Consider the following 12,040-nt stretch of genomic DNA (forward strand, 5'->3'; position numbering starts at 1 on the left):
CTTTTCATTGCAATAAGCCGTAAACAGGAGGACAGCCGCCCGCGGCGGCCTCCTGCAAACCCCGAGTGGCCCTCCCCATGTTCAAGAATCTGAGTATCCGCGCCGTCCTGACGACCGCGCTCTGTATCTTTTTCGCCCTTTTCCTGGTCACCGGCATCGCCGTCTACCAACAACTGACCTCCAACCGCAGCTCGATCGAGGTGATGCTGGACACCAACCTGGTGCGCGCCAACGCGGTCGACTCGGCCGGGGCCGAGCTGCTGCGCGCGCGTCTGGTGCTGCTGGCGGCCCAGACCACCTTGCTGGAAGGCAAGAGCATCGACAGCCTGGCCAGCATGCAGCGCCTGGACGGCTACACCAAGAAGGCCGCCGACCTGATCCAGAGCGCGCGCCAGAATCCCGAAACGTCGCCGGTGGGCAAGCCCTTGTTCGACGAGGCGCTGGCCGCCTATGAGGTCTACCAGCGCGACGCGATCACGCCGATGATCGCCGCGATCCGCGCCGGCAAGGCGCAGGACGCCAGCCGCCTGAACCTGGAAAAGGTCACGCCGCTGGGCATCGCCTTCACCCAGGCGATCCAGAAGTACGTGGACTTCGCCGACGAAATCGGCAAGCGCGTGGCGCGCGAAGCCAACGCCCGCATCAACGGCGCTATCGCCTTCCTGATCGGCCTGCTGGTGGTGGTGGCGGTGCTGGTGGTGGGCCTGTACGCGGTGTTCGCGCGCTCGGTGTTCCGGCCGCTGCACGAGGCCGGCCGCCTGTTCGATCGCATCGCCGGCGGCGACCTGACCAACCGCATCGAGCAGCGCGGCAACAACGAAATCGGCGTGCTGTACGCGGCGGTCAAGCGCATGCAGGACAGCCTGGCGCGCACCGTGGCCGCCGTGCGCCAGGGCGTGGAAGAGATCCACACCGGTTCGCGCGAGATCGCGGCCGGCAACATCGACCTGTCCTCGCGCACCGAGCAGCAGGCCGCTTCGCTGGAAGAAACCGCCGCCAGCATGGACGAGTTGTCGTCCACCGTGAAGAACAACGCCGACAGCTCGCGCAACGCCTCGCAATTGGCGACGGCGGCGTCCGACGTGGCCACCCGCGGCGGCCAGGCGGTGGGCGATGTGGTCGGCACCATGCGCGCCATCGCCGACAGCTCCAACCGCATCGCCGACATCGTCGGCGTGATCGACGGCATCGCCTTCCAGACCAACATCCTGGCGTTGAATGCCGCGGTGGAAGCGGCCCGCGCCGGCGAGCAGGGCAAGGGTTTCGCGGTGGTGGCCAGCGAAGTGCGCGCGCTGGCGCAGCGCAGCGGCCAGGCCGCCAAGGAGATCAAGGGCCTGATCGACGACTCCGTGCAGAAGGTCTCGATCGGCTCCGACCAGGTCGAAGCGGCCGGCGCCACCATGCAGGAGATCGTGACCTCGGTGCGCCGCGTGACGGACATCATCAACGAAATCTCCAGTGCCTCCGAAGAGCAGTCGCAGGGCATCGAGCAGGTGAACCAGGCGGTGTCGCAGATGGACAGCGTGACGCAGCAGAACGCCGCGCTGGTCGAACAGGCCGCCGCGTCGGCCGCGTCGCTCGAAGCGCAGGCGCAACGCCTGCGCGAAGCGGTGGCGGTGTTCAAGCTGCAGACCGGCCGGGTGATCGACGCCGAGGCGCCGGCCTTGGGCCGCGGCGCCGAGCCGGCGCTGATCGCCGCCTGAATCGCCGTCCTTCGGGGCGCGGGACGCCTGTGCGTGCCGCGTCTTGTTGATGAGGTGGCGCCGCGCCGCCGTTGCGGTCAGTCCGCCAGCGCCTGCGTCAGGTGCGCGATCAAGGCGCGGGTGCGCACCGGCAGCCGGGGTGCGCTGGTCAACGCGTACAACGCCACCGGCTCCAGTTCCCAATCCGGCAGCACTGCGACCAGCCCGGGCGCGGCCTCGCGCAGCGGCGCGATGCCGGCGCCGCGCGCGGCCAACTGCCGCGCCATCTCGGGATCCTCCACGCAATAACGTTCGCGCGTCATGACGACGGCGCGGTCCTGGCCGCGCCGCAGTTGCCAGCGCGCGGGCGCGCCGTGGTCGTCGGCATGCACGCCGATGCAGTCGTGCGCCGCCAGGTCCGCCGGGTGTCCGGGGGCGGGCCGCCGCGCCAGGTAGTCGGGGGCGGCATAGAGCCCGGCGCGCAGGGTGCCCAGGCGATGCGCCAGCCAGGACGGGTCGGTGGGCGGTTCCAGCCGGATCGTCAGATCGGGGCGGTCCGGCGCCGCGGGCGCGGCCCGCGTCACGCGCAATTGGAACCGCAGGCCGGGATGGCGCGCCGCGAAGGCCGCCAGCAAGGGCGCCAGCGCCTGCCGGGTGCGGGCGTCGGGCAGGTCCACGCGCAGCAGCCCGGCGTCGCGGCCCGCCGTGGCCACCTGGCGCGGCGGCGGCGTCAGTGGAATGCCCAGCGCCGCGGCGGCGCGGCCGAAAGCCCCGACGCTGGTGACCTTGGCGAACACTTCCATCCTGGGCAGCGGTGTCATGGCGCGGGTTTCCTTGGAAGGCGCGGCCGGGGCCGCTCAGAAGGCGTAGACCACGCCGACGCTGCCGAACAGGTTGGCGCGGCGCTCGGTCAGCGGGCTGTCGCGTGCGTCGCCCAGCAGCGTGTTCACGCCCAGCGTGGTGATGGTGCTCCAGCTCGGGTTGATGCGGTACGACCAGGTGGTGAACAGCGCCGCCGACTTGAAGCCGGAGGACGGCGAGTAGGTCGACAGCCCGGCGCGGCTGCTGGCGGCCTGCGAGGAGGTGACGCCGTACCAGGTCTGCATGGCGTCGTGGCTGGCCCACTGCGTGCTGGCGCCGATATTGACGCGATGGGCGCCGTCCTGCCAGGCGGCGTAGGTGGCGCGCAGTTCGAGCGTGCCGCCGTAGGCGCTGCGCGCGGCCTGGCGGTAGGCGGCGCCCAGGGACAGTGGGCCGGGCGCCCATTCGACGAAGGCGCCGTAGGTGCCGTGGAAATCGATGTCGTCCAGGCCCTTGGTGCGGTCGGCGTCGCTGGAATCGCGGCCCAGGCCCATGCCGACGAACACGCCCGCCTTCCAGTCGGGCGCCAGTGCGGTCTGCAGGCCCATCGCAGGCAGGCCGGCGCGTGGCGAGATGAAGAAGTTGCCCGAGTGGTAGTTGACCAACGGCACCGGCAGGGCGCGGTATTCGCGCGAGCCTTCGTAGACCGGCACGTAGCCGACGCTCAATCCGATGAAATTGGTGCCAGGTTGATCGGCCTGGGCCGGGGCGGCGGCGCAGGCCAGGGTGGCGGCCGTGGCGGCGCCAGTTGCTAACATAGCCAGCTTCATTGCGGGAACTTTCCTTTCTCGTGGGCGGGCGCCCGGCGATGGCCGGAGCGCGGCAAGGCGCCATTGTCGGGGCCGGCTTTTAAAAATTCTTTAAATCCGGGGCGGCACAATGCGACGCCATGGAGAGTCAGGGAGCGTTCTTGCAAGTTCTACTGGTGGAAGACGATGCGATGCTGGGAGACGCCTTGCGCGCCAGCATGGCGCAGGCCGGCATGCGCGTGGACTGGGTGCGCGACGTGCCCGAGGCCCGGCTGGCGCTGGTTGACCACGGCTACGGCGCCGTGCTGCTCGACCTGGGGCTGCCCGGCGGCAGCGGCCTGGCCGTGCTCAAGCACCTGCGCGGGCGCTACGACGCCACGCCGGTGCTCATCATCACCGCGCGCGACCGCCTGAGCGAGCGGGTGCAGGGGCTGGACGCCGGCGCCGACGACTATATCGTCAAGCCGTTCCAGCTCGACGAGCTGCTGGGCCGGCTGCGCGCCGTCGTGCGCCGCAGCAGCAATTCGGTGGTCTCGGTGCTGCGCTGCCGCGATGTGTCGCTGGATCCGGCGCGGCGGGTGGTGACCCGCGCGGGCGCCGAGGTGACGCTCAGCGCCAGCGAATACCGCACCCTGCTGGCGCTGATGGAGCGCGCCGGCCAGACCGTCAGCCGGGAGCAGTTGGAATCCGCCGTCTACGGCGGCAGCGGCACGATCGAAAGCAACACCGTGGCGGTGTACGTACACCAATTGCGGCGCAAGCTGGGCGAGGACCTGGTTGCCACCGTGCACGGGCTGGGCTATCGCATTGCCGGCGGGGACGCGCCGTGAAGACGCTGCGCAAGCGCCTGACCGTCACGCTGTTGCTGACCCTGCTGCTGACCTGGGCGGCGGTGTTCCTGTTCCAGCAGCACGCGATGACGGAGGCCCGCACCGGCATCCGCGACCAGGCGCTGGTGGACTCGGCCAACCAGACCATCCTGTCGCTGCGCCGCAGCCTGCTCGAGGAACGGCCGGACGAGCGCTTCGAACTGCCGCCGTCCAGCCATTTCCGTGGCGAGCGCGCCTCGGTGCAGATCTGGTCGCTGGCCGACCGGCGCCTGGCGCTGCGTTCGCCGGAATCGCCGGCCCAGCCGCTCAATCCGCATTTCGATGATGGCTTCCGCGACAGTGTGATCGACGGCATGCGCTGGCGCGTGTATTCGCTCAGCGACGCCTCCGGTCAGGTGCAGGTGCAGTTGGCCCGCGCCGACAGCGTGCTGCGGGCCGAAACGGTGGCCGCCTTCAAGCGCGGCCTGGTCATCGTCACCGCCTTGTTCCTGCTGCCGGCGGCGGCCACCTGGATCGTGGTGCGCCAGGCCTTCCGGCCGGTCAACCAGGCCGGCGAAGCGATCCTGCGGCGCGCGCCGTTCGATCTGGCGCCCTTGCCGCTGGACCGCCTGCCGGGCGAATTGCATCCCTATGTGCAGTCCATCAATGCCCTGTTGCTGCGCCTGCAGGCCGCCATGGACCACGAGCGCCGCTTCCTGGCCGACGCCGCGCACGAACTGCGCACGCCGCTGGCCGCGCTCGGCGCCCAGACCGAAGTGCTGCTGCAACGCATCGCCGACACGCCGGCCGCCGACGCCGCCCTGCAATTGCGCGCGGTGGCGCAGCGCACCGCGCGCCTGGCCGAGCAATTGCTGGACCAGGCCCGCATGGACGCGGCCAGCGAATCCGACGCGGATTCCGGACCGGTGGCGCTGGATACGCTGGTGGTGCTGCTGGTGCGTGACTGCGAGGCGGCCGCGGCGCGCAAGCGCCAGCGCATCCTGCTGGACGTGCAGGCCTGCGGCGCGCGCGGCGACATGGACACGCTGGGGGTGCTGGTGCGCAACCTGCTCGACAACGCCCTGCGCTACACCCCCGAGGGCGGCCAGATCGCGGTGTCCTGCGGGCCGGACGAATCCGGCAGGGCCTGGCTGCGGGTGGCCGACGACGGTCCCGGCATCGCGCCGGCCGAACGCGCGCGGGTGTTCGACCGCTTCTACCGCGCCCCGGGCGCCAATGGCGGCGGCAGCGGCATCGGCCTGTCGCTGGTGGCGCAGATCGCCGCGCGCCATGGCGCCGTGGTGGTTTTCACCCCCGGCCTGAACGGCCGGGGGATCGGCCTGATGGTCACCTTTTCCGCGGCCGCCGCGACATGAAAAAGGCCGGCGCAAATCGCCGGCCCGCGAAACAGGCGCCGTGGCGCGCGGGGCTTACTGATCCAGTTGGATCTTGGCGTCGGCCGCCACGTTCTTCCACTTCTTCACGTCGCTGGCGATCACGTTCTTGAACGCTTCGGACGTGCCGGCCACCACCGTGCCGCCCAGGCTGGCCAGCTTGGCCTTGACCTCGGGGTTGTTGAGCGCCTTGACCGAGGCGTCGTGCAGCTTCTGCGTCACGTCCGCCGGCAGGCCCTTGGGCGCCAGCAGGCCGTTCCAGGCGTTGGCCTCGTAGCGCGGCAGGCCGGCTTCCTTGAAGGTCGGCGTGTCGGGCAGTTCGGGCGAACGGGTGTCGGCGGCGATGGCGATGGGGCGGATCTGGCCGCCCTTGATGTACGGCAGCGAGGCAGGCACCGGCTCCCAGATCATCGACACCTGGCCGCTGATGACGTCGGTGAAGGCCGGGCCGGCGCCGCGATAGGCGATGTGCATGAGCTTGGCGCCCGTCATCGACTTCATCAGTTCCATCGCGAGGTTGCCCAGGCCGCCCGCGCCCGACGAGGCGTAGGTGTACTTGTCCGGGTTGGCCTTGGCGGCGGCGATCAGGCCGTTCAGGTCGGCGGCGGGGAAGTCCTTGGTCACGCTCAGCACGCCCGGCACGGTCACCAGTTGCGTGATGGCGGTGAAGTCCTGCACCGCGTCGTAGGTCAGGTTCTTGTACACCGCCGGGTTGGTGCCGTGGGTGCTGGACGAGGCCAGCAGCAGGATGTAGCCGTCGGGCGCGGCGTCGGCCACGAAGCGCGTGCCGATCGAGCCGCCCGCACCGGCCTTGTTCTCGACCACCACGGTGGCGCCCAGCTCGGTGCCCAGTTGCGCGGCGAACACGCGGCCGATGATGTCGGCGGTGCCGCCGGGGGCGAACGGCACGATCAGGCGCACGGGCTTGTTGGGGTAGTCGGCCTGCTGCGCCGAGGCCGCGCCCGCGATCAGCGAGGCGCCGCTCAGCAACGCGACGGCGATTGCGGTTTTGGTCAGTTTCATGGTGTCTCCAGGCGAAGGTTAGTCGAGGCCGTTGAGCCAGTCGACGATGAGTTCGGCGATGCGGTCGCTGTTGCGGTCCAGCATGCAGAAATGGGAATTGCCGGCGATGCCCGCTGCGGGCAGGTCCAGCACGTCGGCGCGGCGGCCGGCCCGCCGCAGGGCGTCCCAGTAGGCGTCGGTCTGGGCGCGGTAGCGTTGCCAGGTGTCGTGGTGGTCGAAGTGGTCGCCCCATACCAGCAGGTGCGGGGGCAGTGGGCCGTCGACCAGTCCGGGCGTGCCGGTGGGTTCCACCGCCACCACCGCGCGAATCGGACCGGGGCATGCGCGCGCCAACTGCGTGGCGTAGCCGCCGCCCTGGCTGTGGCCGATGACGATGCAGGGGCCGGCCAGATCGAGCAGTTCGCGATAGGCGTCCAGCGCCATGGCGTCATGCGCCAGCCAGCGCGGCACGAACTGCTTGGCGAAGGTGTCGAAGGCCTCGGTGGGGAATTGCTGGCCGGGGTGGGCGCGGCGCGGCTGGCCGGCGGGCGCGTAGCCGCCGGCCGGGCCGACGCGGAACAGGTGCCAGGCTTCTTCCTTGGAACGGAAGATCGGCGCCGCGTCATAGATCTGCGGGTACATCGCCCACGAGGCGCGGCCGCGCTCGGGCGCGTCGGCCACGAACACGTCATAGCCGGATTGCAGCAGCCGCCACAACCAGCCCTGGCGACCGTCGGGGGTGCTCTCCCATTGCGCGCCGGTCATGCCGCCGCCGTGCCACAGCAGCACCGGATGCGGGTGGCGCGGCTCGGCCAGGCGGTATTCCTGCACATAGAGCTGGCCGGCGCAGTAGCTGCCGTTCATGTCGATGGCGCGCGCGGCGCCGTTGCCCACCACCTGCCTGCGCAGCACCGGCAGTCCGCTGGCCGCGACCTCGCGGCCGCCCAGGAAGTGGCTGCGCAGGGATTTCAGCAGGACGGGGGCGTCGGACATCGGCATCTCCAGGGAACGCCGTAATACTAGTTGTAACAAGCGCGGGGTTTGTGCAAAATGTGCAGGGCCTGTGCCGATACGGCACAGCCAAACAAGAAGAGGGGAGACGGATGGACATCAAGTGGCTGGAGGACTTCGTGGCGCTGTCGAAGGCGCGCAACCTGTTCCAGGCGGCCGAGGCGCGCAACGTGACGCATCCGGCCTTCGGGCGCCGCATCAAGGCGCTGGAGGACTGGGCCGGCGTGCCGCTGGTCGAGCGCGGCCACCAGGTGTCGACGCTGAACGCGGCCGGGCGCAGCATGCTGGCGGCCGCCATCGACGTGCTGGACATCCTGCGCGAGACGCGCCAGGGTCTGCAGAAGCCGGAACAGGAGCGTGTCCGCCGCATCGCCATCGCCTCCGGCAAGACGCTGGCGCATTCGGTGCTGCCGGGGCTGATGGCCAGGGTGCAGCAGGGCATGCAGCCGTTCCAGTTGAAGGTGGTCACCACCACGCTCAACTTTGGCATCGACATGCTGGCCGACGGCGAGGTCGATTTCCTGCTGTGCCACGCGCACGAGCCGCTGTACGCGCAGATCGACAACCCCAACTACCGCTTTCGCCGGGTCGGCGCCGACAAGCTGGTGGCGGTCAGCGCGCCGCTGGCGCCGGGCAGCCGCCATCCGCGCCATGCCGTGCCCAAGCTGGCCTCGGATCCGGCCGTGCCGTTCCTGGCCTACGCCGACAGCATGTCGCTGGGCCGCATCCTGCGCGATCGCCTGCGCGGCCTGTGCGTGCCGGCGCGGTTGCAGGCCATGTATGAATCCGACCTGGCGGACGCGCTGCATGCCATGGCGCGGCAGGGCTTCGGCCTGGCGTGGCTGCCCCACACGCTGGTCGAATCCGACCTGCGCGCCGGCGCCCTGGTGCGCGCCGACAGCGCGCGCAACGACATCCACATGGAGATCCGGCTGTACCAGTCGGTGGCCAACGCCAAGCCGCTGGCGCGCCAGGTATGGGGGCGGATCGAGGCCTACGCGGCGCGCTAGGCATAAAATAGAGGATTATTCCGCTTCCCGACCACAGGATCCCGCGCCATGAACGCACGCATCCCCGACGACGCACTTCCTCCTACCCTCGATCCGAAGGCTCTGCAGGCTTTTGTGGACGACAAGTGGGACAACGAGATCATCCCCGCGCTGACCGACTACATCGCCATCCCGGCCAAGAGCCCGGCGTTCGACGCCGACTGGGAAAAGAACGCGTTCATCGAGCGCGTGGTGCGCGACGCGGCGCAGTGGGTCGAAGCCCAGAAGGTCTCGGGCCTGAAGCTGGAAGTGGTGCGCCTGCCCGGCCGCACGCCGGTGATCTTCTTTGACGCGCCCGCCACCCGCAGCGATAACGGCGACACCGTGCTGCTGTACGGCCACCTGGACAAGCAGCCGGAATTCTCCGGCTGGCGCGCCGGCCTGGGCCCCTGGACTCCCAAGTACGAGGACGGCAAGCTCTACGGCCGCGGCGGCGCCGACGACGGCTACGCCGTGTACGCCTCGCTCACCGCCATCATGGCGCTGGACAAGCAGGGCATCCCGCGCCCGCGCTGCGTCGGCATCGTCGAGACCTGTGAAGAATCCGGCAGCTACGACCTGCTGCCCTACGTCGACGCGCTGCGCGACCGCCTGGGCAACGTAGCCCTGGTGGTGTGCCTGGATTCGGGCGCCGGCAACTACGACCAGTTGTGGATGACCACCTCGCTGCGCGGCATGGTGTCGGGCACGCTGGAAGTGCAGGTGCTGGACGAAGGCGTGCACTCGGGCGACTCCAGCGGCGTGGTGCCGTCGTCGTTCCGCATCCTGCGCCACCTGCTGGACCGCCTCGAAGACAGCGCCACCGGCCGCCTGCTGCCGCAGAGCCTGCACTGCGAAATTCCCGCCGACCGCATCGAGCAGGTGCACGCCACCGCCCGCATCCTGGGCGACGAAGTGTGGCGCCGTTTCCCCTGGAGCTGCGGCGCCGACGGCGGCTTCGTGCTGCCCATGACGACCGAGCCGGAACAGGCCCTGTTGAACCGCACCTGGCGCCCGACCCTGTCGGTGACCGGCGCCGAAGGCCTGCCGCCGCTGTCCAGCGCCGGCAACGTGCTGCGCCCGCGCACCGCCTTCAAGCTGTCGCTGCGCCTGCCGCCGCTGGTCGACGCCGTCGCCGCCTCGGAGGAAATCAAGGCCCTGCTGGAAGCCGACGCGCCCTACAACGCCAAGGTCCTCTTCAAGGCCAACGAAGGCGCCGCCACCGGCTGGAACGCGCCGGCCTCGGCGCCGTGGCTGACCCAGGCGCTGGATGCCGCCTCGCAGCAGTACTATGGCGCGCCCTGCGGCTACATCGGCCAGGGCGGCACCATTCCGCTGATGAGCATGCTGCAGAAGGGCTTCCCCAAGGCCCAGTTCATGGTGTGCGGCGTGCTGGGCCCCAAGTCCAACGCCCACGGCCCGAATGAATTCCTGCACGTGCCCTACGGCAAGAAGCTGACCGCCGCGGTCGCGCAGACCATGGCGGCGATGCCGGCGGCCTGATCGGCGTTGGCGGATGAAAGAAAGCCCGGCCTGGCCGGGCTTTTTTCATGGCGTGGGATGCGCTGCCGAGGGGCGCGCCGATGGGCGGAACACGACGCGCATGGCTGTCTCGGACGTCACCCGCAGGAGTACGTCGCAGCGGGGGCGGGTGAATCGTTGCGCGATCCGCCGCAGTAATGCCCATAGGCCGCTCAGGATGAAGACGGTGTCCGTGATCGGGTTGGGAATGAATGAGAGGGGGGGCCGTATTTTGGGGCGCGATCTGTACTACGCTGTACAGGCCGTCCGTCGCCAGCAGCGCCTGCATGCGTCGCGTCAGCATATCCATGGCGCTGATGTTCTCGACGTAGAAGTTCTCGCGTTGCCGCAGCAGCATCACCAGTTCATCGTCGGACAGGCGGTTGGCGAAATAGGTGAGCGCGATGGCCATCCGTTTCTCTCGTGGTAGTCGTGGCGCCACTCTAGCGCGGCCCCGTCGCGCGGTGCCACAGGCTCCGGCAATGTCGGACGGAGGGTGGATTGCGAGCGCGGCCGTCAACGGCGCCCCGGCCGCCGCCGTCACAGCGTCCGCACCAGCGCCATCGCCCCGAACAGCGCCGCCAGCCCCAACCCGAGCGAGAGGCCGGCGTACAGCAGCGCGGTGCCGATGCGCCCCTGTTCCACATGCAGCGCGGTCTCCAGCGCGAAGGTCGAAAAGGTGGTGAAGCCGCCGACAATGCCGGTGGTCAGGAACAGCCGCGTCGGCTGCGACACCGAGAACTTCAGCGCCAGCAGTTCGGTGATCAGCCCCATGACGAAGCAGCCGATCACGTTGGTGGCCAGGGTGGCGTAGGGGAAGGCGATCCAGCCCAGACGCAACGCGGCCAGGCTCATGCCGTAGCGGGCGGCCGAACCGAGGCCGCCACCGATGAAAACCAGCAATAGATTCAAGATTTCTCTCCAGGTGAAACGATGGAGAGCAACAGCCTGGGGCTTGTCCACGGGCCGCGCCGGTTGCAGGCGCGGGCGGCCTGCGACGAGGCCGCGGCCCGAAAAACAAGAAACCCGCCGCGGCGGGTTTTGTCCGGACGGCACCCGCTGCGGGCATGTTGCCCGGTCAGCAGGAGCCATCAGCCGAGGGATCGGCGGTTTTGGGAAGCTCCATTCCCATTGCGATCGATTGTATCCCAGGCGCGGCGGCCGGGCGTGGCCCCAAAGCGAACCCGGTCGCGGGCGCCTTCCACCGGTCGCCTATACTCGCGGTTTGCCAGGATTACCCGCCATGATTTCCACTTCCGACGCCTACGCCAACGTGGTTGCCGAAACCCGCCACTGGCTCACCCAGGCCGTGATCGGCCTGAATCTCTGTCCGTTCGCCAAGGCGGTCCAGGTCAAGGACCAGATCCGCTTTGCCGTCAGCGATGCGACCGATGCCGAAGGCGTGTTGACCGACCTGCAGGACGAGCTGGCGCTGCTGGCCGAGGCCGATCCGGAAAAGATCGACACCACGCTGCTGATCATCCCCGACGCGCTCGATGATTTCCTGGAGTTCAACGACTTCGAGGACCTGTCGGACCGCCTGCTCAAGCGCATGCGTCTGGTGGGCGAGCTGCAAGTGGCCACGTTCCACCCCCGGTTCCAGTTCGCCGACACCCAGCCGGACGATATCGAGAACTACACCAACCGCTCGCCATATCCCATCCTGCACCTGCTGCGTGAAGACAGCATCGACCGCGCGGTCGAGTCCTTCCCTGACGCCGCCGAGATTTACGAGAAGAACATCGACACGATGCAGCGGCTGGGCCTGGAAGGCTGGAAGCGGTTGATGAGCAAGTCCTGAGGCGGGCTTTGCTCAGGTTCCAGGCGGGCCTCTCCTGCGCGGGGCCGCGCAGGCGCGCGGCGTGGCGGCGAACCCGGCACCGGGATATCCCTAGATAGCCCCCGCGCCATATTGCATACAAGATACCGTCATTGAGACCCCCCGCCGTTCGGCGGGCGGCCTGTGCTTCCTTCCCCCTTGTT

12 protein-coding genes and 1 riboswitch are annotated in these 12,040 nt (G+C 69.5%); of the genes, 7 read left to right on the forward strand and 5 right to left on the reverse strand.

Translation table 11 applies throughout. The features are described 5' to 3' along the window. The first annotated feature begins 77 nt into the window (after nt 1-77). A complete protein-coding gene (locus SB816_RS10535) occupies nt 78-1,703 on the forward strand; it encodes a methyl-accepting chemotaxis protein (protein ID WP_395756690.1) in 1,626 nt (541 codons plus the stop codon). A gap of 77 nt (nt 1,704-1,780) precedes the next feature. On the opposite strand, the gene SB816_RS10540 is transcribed toward SB816_RS10535, so the two are convergent. Further along, nucleotides 1,781-2,503 carry a LysR substrate-binding domain-containing protein gene (locus SB816_RS10540; protein ID WP_410546914.1) on the reverse strand — a complete coding sequence of 241 codons (723 nt, stop codon included), beginning with the start codon at nt 2,501-2,503 and terminating at the stop codon, nt 1,781-1,783. Nucleotides 2,504-2,539: 36 nt separating this feature from the next. After that, complete coding sequence (locus tag SB816_RS10545; RefSeq protein WP_116792521.1) at nt 2,540-3,313, reverse strand: MipA/OmpV family protein; 774 nt, start codon at nt 3,311-3,313, stop codon at nt 2,540-2,542. Nucleotides 3,314-3,453: 140 nt separating this feature from the next. On the opposite strand from SB816_RS10545, the gene SB816_RS10550 reads away from it, so the two are divergent. Both SB816_RS10550 and SB816_RS10555 read left to right on the forward strand, forming a co-directional pair. Then, on the forward strand, nt 3,454-4,122 hold the full coding sequence (locus SB816_RS10550) for a response regulator transcription factor (protein ID WP_410546915.1): 669 nt from the start codon (nt 3,454-3,456) through the stop codon (nt 4,120-4,122). Further along, on the forward strand, nt 4,119-5,477 hold the full coding sequence (locus SB816_RS10555; RefSeq protein WP_410546916.1) for an ATP-binding protein: 1,359 nt from the start codon (nt 4,119-4,121) through the stop codon (nt 5,475-5,477). Before SB816_RS10550 ends, SB816_RS10555 begins: the two co-directional genes overlap by 4 nt. Before the next feature lie 54 nt (nt 5,478-5,531). On the opposite strand, the gene SB816_RS10560 is transcribed toward SB816_RS10555, so the two are convergent. Together SB816_RS10560 and SB816_RS10565 are read right to left on the reverse strand one after the other, a co-directional pair. Beyond that, a complete protein-coding gene (locus SB816_RS10560) occupies nt 5,532-6,518 on the reverse strand; it encodes a Bug family tripartite tricarboxylate transporter substrate binding protein (RefSeq protein WP_054502222.1) in 987 nt (328 codons plus the stop codon). Between the two features lie 18 nt (nt 6,519-6,536). Next, nucleotides 6,537-7,490: an alpha/beta fold hydrolase gene (locus SB816_RS10565; protein ID WP_410546917.1), complete on the reverse strand. Its 954-nt coding sequence runs from the start codon at nt 7,488-7,490 to the stop codon at nt 6,537-6,539. 110 nt (nt 7,491-7,600) lie between these two features. Between SB816_RS10565 and SB816_RS10570 the strand changes: the two genes are divergently transcribed. Genes SB816_RS10570 through SB816_RS10580 form a run of 3 tightly spaced genes read left to right on the forward strand, consistent with a single transcriptional unit; the run spans nt 7,601 to nt 10,487 of the window. Beyond that, nucleotides 7,601-8,518 carry a LysR family transcriptional regulator gene (locus SB816_RS10570; RefSeq protein WP_144657909.1) on the forward strand — a complete coding sequence of 306 codons (918 nt, stop codon included), beginning with the start codon at nt 7,601-7,603 and terminating at the stop codon, nt 8,516-8,518. 48 nt (nt 8,519-8,566) lie between these two features. Further along, on the forward strand, nt 8,567-10,039 hold the full coding sequence (locus tag SB816_RS10575; RefSeq protein ID WP_020928243.1) for a M20 family metallopeptidase: 1,473 nt from the start codon (nt 8,567-8,569) through the stop codon (nt 10,037-10,039). 13 nt (nt 10,040-10,052) lie between these two features. Next, nucleotides 10,053-10,487: a hypothetical protein gene (locus SB816_RS10580; RefSeq protein ID WP_410546918.1), complete on the forward strand. Its 435-nt coding sequence runs from the start codon at nt 10,053-10,055 to the stop codon at nt 10,485-10,487. Between the two features lie 110 nt (nt 10,488-10,597). Here SB816_RS10580 and crcB read toward each other — a convergent pair whose 3' ends face one another. Then, nucleotides 10,598-10,969 (reverse strand): fluoride efflux transporter CrcB, encoded by a 372-nt coding sequence (crcB, locus tag SB816_RS10585; protein ID WP_054485157.1) that lies wholly within the window; start codon nt 10,967-10,969, stop codon nt 10,598-10,600. 163 nt (nt 10,970-11,132) lie between these two features. Continuing rightward, nucleotides 11,133-11,196, reverse strand: a riboswitch (Fluoride riboswitch). A 104-nt stretch (nt 11,197-11,300) separates the two neighbouring features. Here crcB and SB816_RS10590 point away from each other — a divergent pair. Then, the gene (locus SB816_RS10590) at nt 11,301-11,858 is read left to right on the forward strand and encodes a DUF1415 domain-containing protein (RefSeq protein WP_054502228.1); all 558 of its coding nucleotides are present in this window, start codon (nt 11,301-11,303) and stop codon (nt 11,856-11,858) included. Nucleotides 11,859-12,040 lie beyond the last annotated feature (182 nt).

Source organism: Achromobacter sp. SIMBA_011 (assembly GCF_046535435.1).
Lineage (GTDB): Bacteria > Pseudomonadota > Gammaproteobacteria > Burkholderiales > Burkholderiaceae_B > Achromobacter > Achromobacter dolens.